This window comes from uncultured Sphingomonas sp. (assembly GCF_964021865.1).
In the GTDB taxonomy this organism is placed as follows: domain Bacteria; phylum Pseudomonadota; class Alphaproteobacteria; order Sphingomonadales; family Sphingomonadaceae; genus Sphingomonas.
This window is the reverse complement of record NZ_CAXIAM010000017.1, coordinates 12,579-28,032: the sequence shown is the minus strand read 5'-3', so window position 1 is coordinate 28,032 and position 15,454 is coordinate 12,579. Positions and strand designations below refer to the sequence as shown.

General features: G+C 67.3%; 17 protein-coding genes. 9 read left to right on the top strand and 8 right to left on the bottom strand.

Going from position 1 to position 15,454, the window contains the following annotated elements:
- Positions 1-78: 78 nt before the first annotated feature.
- A complete protein-coding gene (locus AADI75_RS06630) occupies positions 79-831 on the top strand; it encodes an IclR family transcriptional regulator (RefSeq protein WP_341208255.1) in 753 nt (250 codons plus the stop codon).
- A gap of 14 nt (positions 832-845) precedes the next feature.
- Here AADI75_RS06630 and AADI75_RS06625 read toward each other — a convergent pair whose 3' ends face one another.
- Positions 846-1,223, bottom strand: coding sequence for a hypothetical protein (locus tag AADI75_RS06625; protein WP_341208254.1), 378 nt, complete (start codon positions 1,221-1,223; stop codon positions 846-848).
- A 58-nt stretch (positions 1,224-1,281) separates the two neighbouring features.
- A complete protein-coding gene (locus tag AADI75_RS06620; RefSeq protein ID WP_341208253.1) occupies positions 1,282-2,592 on the bottom strand; it encodes a sugar porter family MFS transporter in 1,311 nt (436 codons plus the stop codon).
- A 152-nt stretch (positions 2,593-2,744) separates the two neighbouring features.
- Here AADI75_RS06620 and AADI75_RS06615 point away from each other — a divergent pair, with 152 nt between their 5' ends.
- From AADI75_RS06615 to AADI75_RS06600, 4 genes are all read left to right on the top strand, one after another.
- Positions 2,745-5,990, top strand: a complete 3,246-nt coding sequence (locus AADI75_RS06615) for a glycoside hydrolase family 2 TIM barrel-domain containing protein (RefSeq protein ID WP_341208252.1) — start codon at positions 2,745-2,747, stop codon at positions 5,988-5,990.
- Between the two features lie 315 nt (positions 5,991-6,305).
- Positions 6,306-6,731: a YbaN family protein gene (locus AADI75_RS06610; protein WP_341208251.1), complete on the top strand. Its 426-nt coding sequence runs from the start codon at positions 6,306-6,308 to the stop codon at positions 6,729-6,731.
- Entirely contained in the window at positions 6,716-7,063 is a 348-nt protein-coding gene (locus tag AADI75_RS06605; protein WP_341208250.1) for an HNH endonuclease signature motif containing protein, read from the top strand. Before AADI75_RS06610 ends, AADI75_RS06605 begins: the two co-directional genes overlap by 16 nt.
- 221 nt (positions 7,064-7,284) lie before the next feature.
- A complete protein-coding gene (locus AADI75_RS06600) occupies positions 7,285-7,887 on the top strand; it encodes an opacity protein (protein WP_341208249.1) in 603 nt (200 codons plus the stop codon).
- Between the two features lie 142 nt (positions 7,888-8,029).
- Here the strand turns inward: AADI75_RS06600 and AADI75_RS06595 are convergent, their stop codons facing one another.
- From AADI75_RS06595 to lepB, 3 genes are all read right to left on the bottom strand, one after another.
- Complete coding sequence (locus AADI75_RS06595; protein ID WP_341208248.1) at positions 8,030-8,926, bottom strand: alpha/beta hydrolase; 897 nt, start codon at positions 8,924-8,926, stop codon at positions 8,030-8,032.
- Between the two features lie 104 nt (positions 8,927-9,030).
- On the bottom strand, positions 9,031-9,726 hold the full coding sequence (rnc, locus tag AADI75_RS06590; protein WP_341208247.1) for a ribonuclease III: 696 nt from the start codon (positions 9,724-9,726) through the stop codon (positions 9,031-9,033).
- Between the two features lie 2 nt (positions 9,727-9,728).
- On the bottom strand, positions 9,729-10,544 hold the full coding sequence (gene lepB / locus AADI75_RS06585) for a signal peptidase I (protein ID WP_341208246.1): 816 nt from the start codon (positions 10,542-10,544) through the stop codon (positions 9,729-9,731).
- A 95-nt stretch (positions 10,545-10,639) separates the two neighbouring features.
- Between lepB and pgi the strand changes: the two genes are divergently transcribed.
- From pgi to gorA, 4 genes are all read left to right on the top strand, one after another.
- A complete protein-coding gene (pgi, locus tag AADI75_RS06580) occupies positions 10,640-12,130 on the top strand; it encodes a glucose-6-phosphate isomerase (protein ID WP_341208245.1) in 1,491 nt (496 codons plus the stop codon).
- A 44-nt stretch (positions 12,131-12,174) separates the two neighbouring features.
- Positions 12,175-12,387, top strand: a complete 213-nt coding sequence (locus AADI75_RS06575) for a type II toxin-antitoxin system VapB family antitoxin (protein WP_341208244.1) — start codon at positions 12,175-12,177, stop codon at positions 12,385-12,387.
- The gene (locus AADI75_RS06570; protein ID WP_341208243.1) at positions 12,384-12,782 is read left to right on the top strand and encodes a PIN domain nuclease; all 399 of its coding nucleotides are present in this window, start codon (positions 12,384-12,386) and stop codon (positions 12,780-12,782) included. The genes AADI75_RS06575 and AADI75_RS06570 overlap by 4 nt, the downstream gene beginning before the upstream one ends.
- A gap of 157 nt (positions 12,783-12,939) precedes the next feature.
- Positions 12,940-14,289, top strand: coding sequence for a glutathione-disulfide reductase (gene gorA / locus AADI75_RS06565; protein ID WP_341208242.1), 1,350 nt, complete (start codon positions 12,940-12,942; stop codon positions 14,287-14,289).
- Between the two features lie 58 nt (positions 14,290-14,347).
- On the opposite strand, the gene AADI75_RS06560 is transcribed toward gorA, so the two are convergent.
- From AADI75_RS06560 to AADI75_RS06550, 3 genes are read right to left on the bottom strand one after another with little or no spacing between them, the layout of a single operon-like run.
- Positions 14,348-14,788: a hotdog fold thioesterase gene (locus tag AADI75_RS06560; protein ID WP_341208241.1), complete on the bottom strand. Its 441-nt coding sequence runs from the start codon at positions 14,786-14,788 to the stop codon at positions 14,348-14,350.
- Positions 14,785-15,255, bottom strand: coding sequence for a vgr related protein (locus AADI75_RS06555; protein WP_341208240.1), 471 nt, complete (start codon positions 15,253-15,255; stop codon positions 14,785-14,787). Before AADI75_RS06555 ends, AADI75_RS06560 begins: the two co-directional genes overlap by 4 nt.
- On the bottom strand, positions 15,246-15,452 hold the full coding sequence (locus AADI75_RS06550; protein ID WP_341208239.1) for a hypothetical protein: 207 nt from the start codon (positions 15,450-15,452) through the stop codon (positions 15,246-15,248). Before AADI75_RS06550 ends, AADI75_RS06555 begins: the two co-directional genes overlap by 10 nt.
- Positions 15,453-15,454: the final 2 nt, after the last annotated feature.

Sequence of the window (15,454 nt, the reverse complement as noted above, 5' to 3'; positions counted from 1 at the left end):
AATGTGAAATATGCTTTTATTAACGCGAATAGGGAGACGCTGGCGCTGCCTCATGCGCGTGGCTACGGTGCGCCGACCATGACCACTCCGCCCCGCTATCAGGCACCGGCCCTCAAGAAAGGGCTGGAAATTCTGGAACTGCTCGCCACCTCCGAAGAGGCGCTGACGATGTCCGACATCTCCGCCGCGCTCGGCCGGTCGGTGGGCGAGATTTTCCGGATGCTGCAGGTGCTCGAGGAGCATCGCTACATCGCGCGTGACGACGAAGGCTATCGCCTCACCAACCGCCTGTTCGCGCTCGGCATGGGCCGGCCGCCGGTGCGCGACCTGACCGTCACCGCGCTGCCGGTGATGCAGGGCCTCGCGCGCGCAACCGGGCAGAGCTGCCATCTCGCCGTCGCTTCGGGCGCGGAGATGGTGGTGATCGCCGGAGTCGAGGCACCCGGCCTATCGGGGTTCGCGGTCCGTGTCGGCTACCGCCGGCCGCTTCACCGCTCGAACTCGGGCCGCGTGCTGCTCGCCTTCCAGCCCGCGCCGATCCGCGCCGCGATGGTGGCCGAGGTCCGCGAAACCGGGGGTGACCTTGACCCGGCGCTCGACAGGCAACTCGACGCGCTGGTCACCGAAGGCGATGCCGTCACCCCCAGCCCGATGCTGGAGGGGATCACCGATCTGTCTGCGCCGGTCCTCGAACATGGCGCGGCGCGCGCCGCGCTGACCGTCCCGTTTGTCGCCGGGCGCGCCGCGCGCGTGTCGCTGGAGGAAACCCGCGCGCTGCTCCGCGATGCGGTCCGCTCGGTCAGCGCGCAGCTACAGCCGACGATCGACTGAGTCCGCTCCTCCCGTCACCCCACCATCGCCAGCATGATCCGCGTCGAGCAGATCGAGCAGTGCAGCGCCCGCGCTGCGCCGTCCGGGCAGTCGATACACGCGCGCTGCGGCCGCGATCCGTCGAGCAGGTCGATCAGCATCCGCTCGTCCGCCGACAGCGCCGCCGCCGTCCCCACTGCAACGGCCCGCCCCAGCGCCGCCTCAAACAGCGTCATCAGGCTGTCGAACACCGGCGCCAGCATCCCCGCCCCGTGCGGCGCGAGCAGGCGGTGCAGCTTCTGCTGCGTGCAGGCATGACGGTCGCGCGCGGCGCGCCACCCGCGCGCGAGCGTCGGCAACAGGTGCGCGATCCCGCGCGACGGTGACGATGCCGGATGCGTGACGACGCCCATGCCTGATCCTCCACGACCGGATCAGGCCTTACCCTAGATGCGAATGATTATCAATAGATCAATCGGCGCCGATCGCCTCCAGCGAGCGCTGCTTCGTCTCGGGAAAGAACATCAGCACCACCACGAACTGCACCGCCATCATCGCCGCGAAGACGACGAATGGCAGCCCGCGCGTATGCGCCGCGATCACCGGAAAGGCCATCGCGATCACCGCATCCATCGCCCAATGCGTCGACGATCCCAGGGCCTGCCCGCGCGCCCGCACGTCGGTCGGGAAGATCTCGCTGATATAGACCCAGATCACCGCGCCCTGGCTGAACGCGAAGAACGCGATGAACGCGATCAGCAGTGCGAGCAGATATTGCTGCCCCTGCCCGGTCAGGAACACCGCCGCGGTTCCGCCCAGCGCCAGCGTCAAACCGACCGACCCGACCAGCAGCAACGTCCGCCGGCCCAGCTTGTCGATCACCAGCAACGCCAAGGCGGTGAACACGAAATTGCACAGCCCGATCGTCACCGCCTGACGGTCCGCCGAAACCGCATCATATCCGGCGGCCGCGAAGATATCGTTGAGATAATAGAGGATCGCGTTGATCCCGGAGAGCTGGTTGAACGATGCCACCGCAAAGGCGAGCAGGATCGGCTTGCGATGCCGCGCCCACGACAGCCGCGGCGCGCTGCCGACCGCCACCGCCGCAGCGGCGCGTGCGTAGCTGTCCAGTTCCCGTCGCGGGTCCGCGACGCCCAGCCGTCGCAACACCGCCTCGGCCTCCTCCTCACGCCCCTTGGCGGCGAGCCAGCGCGGGCTGTCGGGGATCGCGAACATCAGCGCGAGCAGCAACAGCGCCGGCACCGCGCTCACCCCCAGCTTCACCTGCCAGTCGCCCGCGCCGAGATCGAAGCTGCCGACGATCGCGTTGCTGAGATATGCCGCCAGGATGCCGAGCACGATATTGAGCTGGAACGTCCCCACCATCAATCCGCGCCGCTCGGCCGGAGCGATCTCGGCGAGATAGACCGGCGCCAGCACCGACGACGCCCCGACCGCCAGTCCCGCCATCACGCGGAACACGATCAGCGCCGGCCAGCTCCACGCGATCAGACACCCCAGCCCCGACAGGCAATAGAGCAGCGCGATCCCCTTCAGCGCATTGCGCGCACCATACCGATCGCCCGGCAGCCCGGCGAGCAACGCGCCCGCCAGCGTCCCCCACAACGCTGCCGACACGGTGATGCCGACTCCGCTCGCATCGAGCGCGAAGGCGGTGCGAATGCCCTCGGTCGTCCCGGCGATCACCGCGGTATCGAAACCGAACAACAGGCCCGCCAGTCCGCCCACCAGCACGCCGCGCAGCAAGGTCGTGTTCAAATCGTCATGCTCCGCCCGTACCTTCCACGCCAGATGGCGCGGTCGCGCACAGGGACCGCAAAGCGCACGCGCCGTCAACCCGCCCACGCCCTTGGCAAAGTCCGAGACAGCCGATACTTGTCTTACAAAATGACTTAATCGGGAGGATTATCGTGCATCATGTCGGCCAGCGCCGGAGCGCTGTTCTCGTCGCAGCGTTGCTCGCCAGCGTTTCGGGCCATGCCGCCGCGCAGAACGCGCCGCCGGTGCCGCTCCAGCCGCAGATCGACCCGCAACGTCCCGATTGGGAGAACCCCGGCGTCAATTACATCGGCCGGATGCCGGCGCACGCCACCGGCTTCCCGTTCGAGACGCGCGACAAGGCGCTCGCCGGACATCGCACGGAATCGAAGCGTTTCCTGTCGCTCAACGGCCAGTGGCAGTTCAGCTTCTCGCCCGATGCCGACACGCTGCCGACCGGGTTCGAACGCCCCGATTTCGATGCCTCGCAGTGGAAGACGATCAAGGTCCCCGCCGACTGGCAGACCGAGGGCTATGACCAGCCGCGCTACAACAACATCACCTATCCCTTCCCCGCCAACCGCCCGCTGATCCCGCACGCCACCAACCCAGTCGGCTCGTACCGCCGCACGATCGACCTGCCGGCGGGCTGGTCGGGGCAGGACGTGGTGCTCCACATCGGCGCCGCCGGCTCGGCCTATAAAGTGTGGGTCAACGGCCAGCAGGTCGGCTATTCGGAGGACAGCAAGCTGCCGTCCGAGTTCGACGTCACCCGCTTCGTCAAGCCCGGCGCGAACACCGTCGCGATCCAGGTCTTCCGCTGGTCCGACGGCAGCTATCTGGAGGATCAGGATTTCTGGCGCGTCTCGGGGATCGAGCGCGAAGTCTATCTGATGGCCGCGCCGAAGACGCGCATCCGCGACTTCTTCGTCCACGCCGGGCTCGACGAAAACTATCGCGACGGCAAGCTCGCGGTGGACCTGACGGTCGCGCCCGGCGCGGCGGTCAGCGCGCGCTACGTGCTGATGGACGGCAACCGGATCGTGTCGCAGGGCCGCGCCCCGCTCGCCGCGGGCGAGGCCGATCGCAAGACCACGCTTTCCGCCACCGTCGCCGGCGTCAAGCCGTGGAGCGCCGAGACGCCCAACCTCTACATGCTGCTCGTCGAACTGTACGACGCGAAGGGCGCGATCATCCAGTCGACCTATCAGCGGATCGGCTTCCGCACCGTCGAGATGAAGAACGGGCTGGTCAGCGTCAACGGCAAGCCGATCACGATCCGCGGCGTCAACCGCCACGAACACGATCCCGAAACCTTCCACGTCGTCAGCCGCGAGTCGATGGAGCACGACATCCAGCTGATGAAGCGCAACAACATCAACGCGCTGCGCACCTCGCACTATCCGAACGATCCGTATCTCTACGAACTCGCCGATCGCTACGGCCTGTATGTCATGGACGAGGCCAATATCGAGAGCCACGCCTATATGGAGATGGGGAACAACAACCCCCGCCAGCGCAGCGTCTATCAGCTCGGCTTCGACAAGGCATGGCAATCGGCGCATGTCGACCGCGTGCTCAACATGGTCGAGCGCGACAAGAACCATCCCTCGATCATCTTCTGGTCGCTCGGCAACGAGGCGGGGATCGGCCCGAACTTCGCGACCGCCGGCACCGCCGCCAAGACGCGTGATCCGGGCCGGCTCATCAGCTATCTCGGCTGGGGAACTTATGAGGGCGTGCAGCAGCACCGCCCGAACTGGTTCGCCGACATCTACGCGCCGATGTACGATCCGGTCGCCAAGATGGAGGATTACGCGACCAACTGGAATTACAAACAGCCGATGATCCAGTGCGAATATGCGCACATGATGGGCAATTCCGGCGGCAACCTGAAGGAATATTGGGACACGATCTACGCGCATCCCGACAAGCTGCAGGGCGGCTTCGCGTGGGACTGGGTCGATCAGGCGATGTATCGCTACACCAAGGACGGGCGGCGCTATTGGGGCGACGGCGGCGAATACGGCCCGAACCCGGGTGGTGACATCGAATTCGGCGACGGGATGCTCCAGGCCGATCGCACCCCCAATCCGCAGCTTTACGAGGTCCGCAAGGTCTACGCCCCGGTCCAGTTCACCGGCTACGACGCGAGTGCCGGCCAGCTCACCGTCGCCAATCGCCACGACTTCCTCGGCGCGAACGCCTATGACTATAGCTGGGAAGTGCTGGAGAATGGCGTCGCGGTCGCGCGCGGCACGCTGGCGGCGCCGACCATCGCCGCGCATCAGAGCGCGCGCGTCGCGCTCGCGCCGACCGGCTTCACCCGCCGCCCCGACGCCGAATATCTCCTGACCGTCAGCTACCGCGCCAAAGCCGGCACCACCCCTGGCGTCGCCGCGGGCACCTTGGTCGGCTGGGAGCAGTTCCCGCTCGGCACCGCCCCCGCATTCGCCGCGGTCGCCGACAACGGCCCGGTCAAGCTCGACAACCGCGGCGGCACCGTTCGCCTGTCGGCGGGCGAAACCGAGCTGGTGATCGACCGCAAGACCGGGCTGGTCGATCGCTACGCGACCGGCGGTCACGTGCTGCTGTCGGGCGGCGCGCCCAACTTCACGCGTGCATTGACCGACAACGACCTCGGCGTCGGCAGCGAGAAGCGCAACGTGCCGTGGCAGCGCGCCACCGACGAGCGCGTGGTCGAGAGCATCGACACGCAGAAGCTGCCCGGCGGCGGCGCGGCGGTCACGGTGCGCTGGCTGACCGGCGGCAATGTCGCGCGCTTCTCGACCCGCTACCAGATGGCTGCGGACGGCAGCGTCGCGGTGACGGGCGACTTCCAGCCGCTCGACACCACGCTCGGCGATCCGCTGCGCGTCGGCCTCTCCTACGTCACCCCGCGCGACTACAAGACCGTACAATGGTACGGCCGCGGCCCGCACGAGAGCTACAGCGACCGCAAGACATCCGCGCCGATCGGCTTGTGGCGCGGCGATATCGCGGCGCAGAACCACGATTACCTCCGCCCGCAGGAAACCGGCAACAAGGTCGACGTGCGCTGGATGGAGCTGGTCCGCGGCGCCGACGGCGGCCTGCGCATCACCGGCGACCAGCCGCTGTCGATGAACGCGCTCGCCTTCCCCTACACCGAGCTGAACCGCCGCACCCCCGGCACGCGCAAGAGCACCGACATCGTCCCTGGCGCGAACGGCAGCCTGCTGGTCGACGCGGTGCAATCGGGCGTCGGCGGCGACACGCAATGGAGCGACTGGGGCCGTCCGCTCGAGCAATATCGCATCAAGGTCGCGCCCATGCGCTACGGCTTCACGCTGTCGCCGGTCACCAGCGACGCGCACGGCGCGGGCGCGAAGCCGGCCAGCGCGACCGGCGAGGAATAAAGACGCCTGCGTCGCCCCGGAGGAGATCCGGGGCCCCGCTTCTTCCGCCCGATTGAAGTCGAAATAGCGGGAACCCGGCTCAAAGCCGGGGTGACGAGCGTGAGTAAGGCGTGCGACCTATTATCCGTCATCCCCGCGAAGGCGGGGATCCAGACGCGCAGGCCGTCGTAAGAGCCGCAACGTCAGAGGTTCTGGATTCCCGCCTCCGCGGGAATGACGCAGTTGATGGTCCAGATACCTCCAGCGCCCCCCCGCCACGGCACCGATCCGCCACCCGAAACGTTCCCCGCCCACCGCAGAGGAACCGCAACGATCGTGACCGACCTCCCCGCCGACCCGGTCAAAGCCGGCCGCCTCCACGCCGCCGTGCGGTTCGGCTGGTTGGCGCTCGGCTTCCTCTTCGTCGCATTGGGCGTGATCGGCGCGCTGCTGCCGCTCATGCCCACAACGATCTTCCTGATCCTCGCCGCCGGCTGCTTTGCGCGCTCGTCGCCGCGCCTTGAGGCGTGGCTGCTCGACCATCCCCGCTTCGGCCCGACGCTGCGCGCATGGCGCCGCGACCGCGCCATCCCCCGCAAGGCCAAATGGCTCGCCTGCACAGGCATCACCGCCGGCTATGCGATCTTCCTCGCCACCGCCCATCCGCACTGGCCGCTCGGCGTGATCGTCGCGGCGGCGATGGCGGCGTGCGCGCTCTTCATCCTCTCGCGCCCTACCGCCAAGGCATGGTTGGACGCGTAAGGCGCAAGGCCGGGCTCGCCGAGGCCGCGGCGCGCGCGCACGCGGAGGAGACGACACCGCGCACCTGTGCGCTCTGCGGTCGCCCCCTCGGCACCCGCGTCGAATGGCACCACGTCGTCCCGCGCAGCGAAGGCGGCACCGACACCGAGCCCGTGCACCCGATCTGCCACCGCGCGATCCATGCCGCCGCCGATAACGCCACGCTCGCCCGCGCCGGCACGCTCGATGCGATCCGCACCATTCCGGCACTGAGTCGCTTCCTGCGCTGGATCGCCGACAAGCCCGCCGACTTCCACGCGCCTACCCGCCGCGTGCGTGATCCGCTGCAATAAGGCAGCTTTGCGGCCCGTCACGCCGACTGTGGCCGGTATGCGGCACGATCGTTCATCTTCTCGACAGATTGCGTGGCATTTGCGCAACAGTAAGAATCTTCCATGCCGAAACGGCGCTTTTGCGCGCAACCAAGCCGGTAAGGCGTGGTTAGAGCAGTCCCCGGCCCGGCCGCACATCGTGCTGCGAGAAACCGGGCAACGAAACTGTATTGAGGTATCTTATGCGTAAGCTCGTTCTTGCGGCCGTCGCCGCATCCGCCGCGTTCGTCGCCACCCCGTCGCTGGCGCAGGACGCCACCACGACGACCACCGACACCACGACCGCGACGGCACCGGATGGCACCCGCGCGTTCGGGATCGAGCCGTATGTCGCCGTGCGCGGCGGCTGGGAAGAATTCCAGAGCGACAGCGTTCCGGGCGCGCCGCGTCAGAACAAGCTGAACGGTTCGTTGGTCGAGGGTCTGGCCGGCGTCAACATCCCGCTCGGGCCGGTGTTCGTCGGCGCCGAGGGCAACGTCGCCAAGGGCGTGTCGGGCGACATCGACTGGCAGTACGGCGCCGCCGGCCGCTTCGGCTTTCGCGCTGGCGACAGCGGCCTCATCTACGGCAAGGTCGGCTATCAGTGGGTGAATTTCGACAAGCGCGTGAACACCGATCGTGACTTCCACGACATGACCTACGGCATCGGCTTCGAGGTCGGCCCGAAGGACATCGGTCTTGGTGGCATCACCAGCAACTCGGGCATCCGCCTGCGTGGCGAAGTGTCGAGCTACGGCTGGACCAACAGCTTCCGGCCGACGCTGGGTATCGTCGCGCACTTCTGATGCGCTGACGAAGAGTTTCCGGTCGCCAAGGGAGCACCAGGCGACCGGGCCGCACCAGTTGCGTTTTGTGCGGGAAGGAGAGGGCGGGGCCGGATGGCCCCGCCCTTTTCCGTGTCGGGCCTGTTTCCGTCGGCGGCCGGTATCAGCGACCGCCCGGCAGCCATGATCGCAGCGCCTCGTTCACCGCGTCGGGCGCTTCCTGTTGCACCCAATGACCGATGCCGGGCAGGCGGCGGACGGTCAGGTCGGGCACGAATTCCTCGGTGCCGTCCAGCGTCTCCAGCCCCAGCGTCCGATCCTCCTCGCCCCAGATGATCAACGTCGGCACCTCGACCGTGGCCTGATACGGCAGCCACCGCGGCCGCGGGTTCAGCGGCGCCGCGCGGTACCAGTTGAGCATCGCGGTCATCGCGCCCGGCTGCATCGCCGCCTGAGCGAACACATCGACCACCGCGTCGGGGAATGTCGACGGATCGCCCGCCTGTTGCAGGAACAGCCGCCGCAGCGCCGCCGCCTCGTTGCGCAGCAGCATCCGCTCGGGCAGCTCGGGCGCCTGATAGGCGGCCAGATACCAGCTTCGCCGCTGCTGCGGCCAATATCGCATCGCGCGCGAGAAACTGCGCGGATGCGGGGCGTTCATCACCACCAGCCGGTCGAGCGGCCGGACGCGGTGGATCGCGAACGACCAGCCCACCACCCCGCCCCAGTCATGCCCGATCAGCGTCAGCGTTCTTGCCCCGCTGGCCTCGAACAGCGCCGCCGCATCGCAGACCATATATTCGAGCCGGTAGAAATCGACGCCCTCCGGCCGCGTCGTCATGCCATAGCCGCGCTGGTTGGGGGCCCAGACGCGATACCCCATCTCCGCCAGCAGCGGGATCTGATGCCGCCAGCTATACGCCAGTTCGGGATAGCCATGCAGGCACAGCGCGAGGTGATCGCCCTCGCCGGCCTCGATCACTTCGAACGACAGGCCGCGCGCCGCAATGTGCCGCACGCTCATCCCGCTGTCGGTCGGCGGGTGCCAACTGGCGTTCACGTGCCCGCGTCCGCACGAACGATCGTCGTCCGCGTCATGACCAACGACTCCTGCCGCTCCGACGCCATCATAGTTAATGAAGACAAGCGGACAAGTGACTGGAATTAGCGGCGCCGTTTCCGTCTAGCCGGGGTCTGGGCGCTCAAGACGTCCAGCAGCGCGCGCGCCGCGGCGGTTTCGGCCTCCTGCTTGCTCGCGCCTTCGGCGGTCACCTCGTCCGTCCCCACCGCGACGCGCACCGTGAAGCGCGGCGCATGGCCCGGTCCGGCGCGATCGAGCAGTTCATAGGCCGGCACCGCCCGCCGGTTCGCCGCCGCCCATTCCTGCAGTGCCGACTTGGGATGCTGCGGCGCCTTGTCGTCACTGTGGATGCGATCCGCCCACAGCCGCCGCACCGCCGCGCGCGCCGCATCCAGCCCGGCGGTGCGATACAACGCGCCGAGCAGCGCCTCCATCACGTCGCCGAGCAGATTGTCCCCATGCTGCGCGCCATCGTCGCGCGCCTGCTTGCCGAGCCGGACATGCGCGACCGCACCGATCCCGCGCGCCACCTCCGCGCACACCGCGCCGGTCACCAGCGCGTTGAAGCGCTTCGACAATTGCCCTTCGGGCTCGTCGGGAAACACCTCGCTCAGCCACTCGGCCATGATGAGCCCGAGCACGCGATCGCCGAGGAATTCGAGGCGCTCGTAGCTGTACCCGGCGTGGCTCGAATGCGTCAGCGCGCGCTTGAACAATTCGGGATCGTCGGGCCGAACGCCCAACACCTCGTCCACCCATGCAGCGACATCGTCGCTCACGCTCAGAAGCCGTGCCCGATCCGGCTGAACCGCGCCGCCGAAACCCAGGTCCACGGCTTGATCCATTCCGCCGAACCATCGGTCGACCAGAAGGTGACCAGCGCCTTGCCCTGGATGCGCTCCATCGGAATGTAGCCCATGCCCTCGGGCGGCGCGAAGCGGCTGTCCGCGCTGTCGTCGCGATTGTCGCCCATCAGGAACACGTCGCCGGCCGGCACGGTATAGACGTCGGTGTCGTCGGCGATCGGGAGGTTGCCCTGATCCAGCACCTCATAGCTGCGCCCGCCCGGCAGCGTCTCACGGAAGCGCGGGTAGCGACAGATCGGCTGCCCCGCCTTGTCGACGTCCTGGAATTGCGCGCCGCATTTCTCGGCCGGGAAATTGGGGGTCAACGGCACGATGAAGTCGGCGACGCGCTGCTTGGGGATCGCCTTGCCGTTGAGGAACAGCTGGCCGTCCCGCATCTGGATCGTGTCGCCGGGCAGCCCGATCACGCGCTTGATGACGTCGTGATCGTCCGGCCCCAGCGATCGGAACACCACCGTATCGCCGCGCGTCGGCGTGCTCGCGAAGATGCGTCCCGGGATCAGCGGAATGCCCCACGGCAGCGACCAGCGCGAATAGCCGTAATTCCACTTCGATACGAACAGATAGTCGCCGATCAGCAAGCGCGGCAGCATCGATTCGGAGGGGATCGAGAAGGGCGAGAAGATGAAGCTGCGCAGGATGAACACGAACAACGCCAGCTTCAGCAGGAAGCGGATCGTCTCGCCGGTTTCGGAACGCGCGGGCTTGCCGGGGGCAGCGGGGGTGGCCATGAAGCACCGCGTCGCGCAATGCCCGCGCTTCGTCAAGCGGAGCCTTGGCGCGCGCGGACGGTTGTGACCCGCAATTGGTCGGAAGGAAGATGCAGATGGCGGATTGGTCGAAGATCGAAGCGCTCCCCGGCGAGCGGCTGGAGACGTTGTTCGCGAACGACCCGGATCGGCTGGCGAAACTGTCGCTCGACGTCGCCGGCATCCACTTCGACTGGTCGAAGACGCATCTGACCCCCGATGCGGTCGCGGCGTTCGAGGCGCTGGCGAAGGAGACCGATCTCGCCGGCAAGCGCGAGGCGATGTTCGGCGGGCAGAACGTCAACGTCACCGAGGATCGCCCCGTCGAGCACACCGCCGAACGCGGCGAGGGCACGGACGAGAGCGTCGCGCGCGCTGCCGCCTATCATGCACGGATGCGCGCGGTGATCGACGCGATCGAGGCCGACGCCTTCGGGCCGATCCGCAGCGTCCTGCACGTCGGGATCGGCGGCTCGGCGCTCGGGCCGCATCTGCTGATCGACGCGCTCGGCCGCGACAGCGACCGCTATGACGTCGCGATCGTCTCGAACGTCGACGGCATGGCGCTCGACGACGTGTTCGACCGATTCGATCCTGCCACCACGTTGCTGGTCGTCGCCTCTAAGACCTTCACCACCACCGAGACGATGATGAATGCCGAAAGCGTCATCGCGTGGATGAGCGGCGCGGGCGTCGAGGACCCCTATGGCCGCGTCGTCGCGCTCACCGCCTCGCCCGAGAAGGCGATCGAATGGGGTGTCGACGAGACGCGCATCCTGCCCTTCTCCGAAGGCGTGGGCGGGCGCTACTCGCTCTGGTCGTCGATCGGCTTCCCGGCGGCGATCAAGCTCGGCTGGGAACAGTTCGAGGAATTGCTCGACGGCGCGGCCGAGATGGACCGACACTTCCGCCTCACCGCGCTCCACGAAAACGCGCCCGCGCTCGCCGCCTTCGCCGACCTTTACTACACGCAGGTCCGCGGCTGCGAGACGCGCGCGCCCTTCGCTTATGACGAACGCCTGCGGCTGCTGCCCAGCTACCTCCAGCAACTCGAGATGGAATCGAACGGCAAGGGCGTGACGGTCGATGGCCAGCCGGTCGGCCGCCCGACCGCCGCGATCACTTGGGGCGGCGTCGGCACCGATGCGCAGCACGCGGTATTCCAGCTGCTCCATCAGGGCACGCACCTCGTCCCTGTCGAGTTCCTCGCGGTGATCGAGGCTGGCGACACGCTCCCCGCGGAGCATCACCGGCAGCTGCTGCTCAACGCCTTCGCGCAGGGCGCGGCGCTGATGAAGGGCAAGCAGGTCGACGATCCCGCGCGCAGCTATCCCGGCGACCGTCCGTCCTCGACCTTGCTGCTCGACCGGCTCGACGCGCGCACGCTCGGCGCGCTGATCGCTTTCTACGAACATCGCGTCTTCGTGAACGGCGTGCTGCTCGGCATCAATTCCTTCGACCAGTTCGGCGTCGAGCTGGGCAAGGAAATGGCCAAGGCGGCGGCGAAGGGCGGCGGCGACTTCGACCCCTCGACGACCGACCTGATCGCGCGCGCCGGTCTGGCATAAGCGCAGGCGACCGACTATGTGTATGGCTCGGCGGAGCCATACACATGCGGACCAATATCGAGATTGACGATGCGCTCATGGCGGAGGCCATGGAAGCGCTCGGCGTAACCACCAAACGCGAGGCGGTCGCCGAGGCGCTTCGCCGTTCGATCCGGGCGAGGCGGCAGCTGGATGCCATTCGCGGTTTGCGCGGGCTAGGCTGGGAGGGCGACCTCGCCGACATGCGCACCAGCAAATACATCCCTGACGGCGGATGATTCTCGTCGACAGTAGCGTTCTGATCGATGTTCTGAACAGCCGGGAAACGTTGCAGACCCGTCGGCTTGAGGAACTGTCGCTGGACGAACAGGATATAGCGGTCGGTGATCTGATGATCGTGGAAGTCCTGCAAGGCACGCGTACCGGCAACGCCTTCGAGGAAGCCCGTGCCTTCCTGTCGGAGTTTTCGCAGCTACGGATCAGTGACGTGCCGGTGGCCGAGCAGGGCGCCCGTAACTATCGCGCGCTGCGCCAGCGCGGCATCACGATCCGCAAGACCATCGATACGCTGATCGCTACGCGGTGCATCATGTCCGAAGTGCCGTTGCTATATAACGACCGCGACTTCGATCCGTTCGTCGAACATCTCGGCCTGCGCTCCGCCATGACCTGACCTTCTCCGGTGCCAGGAGGCGGGGAAAAGCCACCCTGTCCTACCCCGCCCCGTCCTGCTAACAGCGGCACCATCCGGCGCGCCGCTGGTTCATCATCCAAATCCAACGCGCGATCGTCTCAACATTCACAACATTCGCGCCCAACGGAGCCTGTCCATGTCCGACTTCGACTACGACCTTTTCGTCATCGGCGCCGGCTCCGGCGGCACCCGCGCCGCGCGGGTGTCAGCGGCGCATGGCGCCAAGGTGGCGGTGGCCGAGGAATATCGCGTCGGCGGCACCTGCGTCATCCGCGGCTGCGTGCCGAAGAAGCTGCTCGTCTATGGCGCGCATTTCGCCGAGGACCTGCGTGACGCGCGTCATTTCGGCTGGGACGTGCCCGACGACTGCGCCTTCAGCTGGCCGCGGCTGCGCGACAATGTGATGAAGGAGGTTGACCGGATCAACACGGCCTACACCACCACGATCGAAAGCTCGGGCGCCGAGATCATCCACCAGCGCGCCACCGTCTCCGGCCCCAACGAGGTCACGCTGGCCGACGGCACGAAGAAGACCGCGAAGACGATCCTGATCGCGGTCGGCGCGCATCCTGCGATCCCCGAATGCCCCGGCCACGAATATGGCATCACCTCGAACGAGGCGTTCCATCTCGACGCCATTCCCAAGCGCATTTTGATCGCCGGCGCCGGCTATATCGCCAACGAATTCGCGGGCATCTTTCATCAGCTCGGCGCGCACGTCATCCTGATGAACCGCACCAAGGAGATCCTGCGCGGCTACGATCTGCAGATCCGCGACCGGCTGCTCCAGATCAGCATGATGAAGGGGCTCGAATTCCGCTTCGACGCCGCCTTCCAGGGGATCGACAAGGGCGACGACGGCTGCCTGACCGTTCAGATGTCGAACCATGAGCCGGTCACCGTCGACCTCGTCATGTTCGCCACCGGACGCAAGCCGAACACCCACGGGCTGGGACTGGAAACCGCCGGGGTCGAACTCGACGATCACGGCGCGGTTGTGGTCGATGACGACAATCGCTCGACCTGCGCGTCGATCTACGCGGTCGGCGACGTCACCAACCGCATCCAGCTCACGCCGATCGCGATTCGTGAGGGACAGGCGTTCGCCGACAATATGTACGGCGGCAAGGCGACGAAGGTCGATTACGAATGCGTGCCCTCCGCCGTCTTCAGCCACCCGCCGCTTGCCGGCGTCGGGCTGACCGAGGCGCAGGCGCGGCAGAAGCTGGGATCGGTGAAGGTTTATTCCTCGGATTTCCGCCCGATGAAGAACGTGCTCGCCGGTCGCGACGAACGCGCGCTCTACAAGATGGTCTGCGACGGCGAAACCGACCGGGTCGTCGGCATCCACATGATCGGCCCCGACGTCCCCGAGATCATCCAGGCTGCCGCGGTGGCGGTGAAGGCCGGGCTGACCAAGGCGCAATTCGACGCAACCGTCGCGCTCCATCCGACGATGGCGGAGGAGCTGGTGCTGCTGAAATAAGACGTAGTCGTCGCCCGCCCCGTCATCCCCGCCGTCGCGGGGATGACGGAGACGCAGGTCACCGCACCACCCCACGCCCCGCCGCGATCACCGCCGCGGTCATCCGTGCCAGGCACACCAGCCGCTCCGCCTCGTCGGTCACCCGGATCGTCCACACCTGTGACGACCGCCCGCGCGCCTCGCTGATCGCGGTGGCATAGACGAACCCCTCTGCGACCGGGCGCAGGTGGTTGGCGTTAATTTCCATTCCCACCGCGGCCGACTGCGCCGGATCCAGCGTCGCCATCGCCGCGACCGACGCGACCGTCTCGGCAAGCGCGACCGACGCGCCGCCGTGCAGTCGGCCATACGGCTGTCGCGTCCGCTGATCGACCGGCATCCGCGCCCGCAGCCAGTCGTCCCCGGCATCGACGAACTCGATCCCGAGCAGGCCGGGCATCGACCCCGCACAGCCCGCGGTAAGGGCACCCAGATCGAGGGGGGAATGCCAGATGCTCACAAGTGATCTCCGAAAGGCAGGATGGTCTCGTAACGCGCCAGTTCCGGCGCGCCCGGCACGATCGCACCATGCCGCAACAGAAAGGCATGGCGAACGATCTCGGCCTGTTGCTCGATGCCATAGCGCTCCAGCCGCCAGCCGGGGCGGATCGCATAATCGTAGCGGCAGAACGGATGGCGCTTCAGCGGCAAGAAGATTCCGCGCTGGTGCTGCCAGATATGGCATAGCTCGTGGATAAACAGCCCCTGCCGGTCGAGCGCGGCGGCCGCGAAATCCTCGCACCACAGGTCGCCATGCGGGTGGAAGTGGATGCAGCCGCGCGGTGCCATCACCACGTCGCGCGGCTGGAAGAACGCCCATTTGCGGTTCGTCAGCCGCACCGCGTCATAGTCGATCGCATCGCCGTACATAGACCGCGCCAGTGCGACCTCCGCCGCCGTCAGGGACCGCCGACCGTCTATAGCCATATCTCCGCGAGCAGCAGGAACGGACCTGTCTCGATGCATTGATGACAGGAACGCGCCAGCCACACGATCGACACTCCGCCGAGCACCACCGCGAGGGCGCTGCCGAGCGCCGCGATCATGTCGACGGTCTCGCGATTGCCATGATGAAGCACGGCCGACCCGGCGACCGCCGCGACCATCAGCTCGATAAGAAGCATCA

Excerpts from the sequence above, each read along its gene's own strand:
- AADI75_RS06630 (WP_341208255.1), top strand. The coding sequence starts at position 79 with ATGACCACTCCGCCCCGCTATCAGGCACCGGCCCTCAAGAAAGGGCTG.
- AADI75_RS06625 (WP_341208254.1), bottom strand. The coding sequence starts at position 1,223 with ATGGGCGTCGTCACGCATCCGGCATCGTCACCGTCGCGCGGGATCGCG.
- AADI75_RS06605 (WP_341208250.1), top strand. The coding sequence starts at position 6,716 with ATGGTTGGACGCGTAAGGCGCAAGGCCGGGCTCGCCGAGGCCGCGGCG.
- AADI75_RS06600 (WP_341208249.1), top strand. The coding sequence starts at position 7,285 with ATGCGTAAGCTCGTTCTTGCGGCCGTCGCCGCATCCGCCGCGTTCGTC.
- lepB (WP_341208246.1), bottom strand. The coding sequence starts at position 10,544 with ATGGCCACCCCCGCTGCCCCCGGCAAGCCCGCGCGTTCCGAAACCGGC.
- pgi (WP_341208245.1), top strand. The coding sequence starts at position 10,640 with ATGGCGGATTGGTCGAAGATCGAAGCGCTCCCCGGCGAGCGGCTGGAG.
- AADI75_RS06575 (WP_341208244.1), top strand. The coding sequence starts at position 12,175 with ATGCGGACCAATATCGAGATTGACGATGCGCTCATGGCGGAGGCCATG.
- AADI75_RS06570 (WP_341208243.1), top strand. The coding sequence starts at position 12,384 with ATGATTCTCGTCGACAGTAGCGTTCTGATCGATGTTCTGAACAGCCGG.
- gorA (WP_341208242.1), top strand. The coding sequence starts at position 12,940 with ATGTCCGACTTCGACTACGACCTTTTCGTCATCGGCGCCGGCTCCGGC.
- AADI75_RS06555 (WP_341208240.1), bottom strand. The coding sequence starts at position 15,255 with ATGGCTATAGACGGTCGGCGGTCCCTGACGGCGGCGGAGGTCGCACTG.
- AADI75_RS06550 (WP_341208239.1), bottom strand. The coding sequence starts at position 15,452 with ATGCTTCTTATCGAGCTGATGGTCGCGGCGGTCGCCGGGTCGGCCGTG.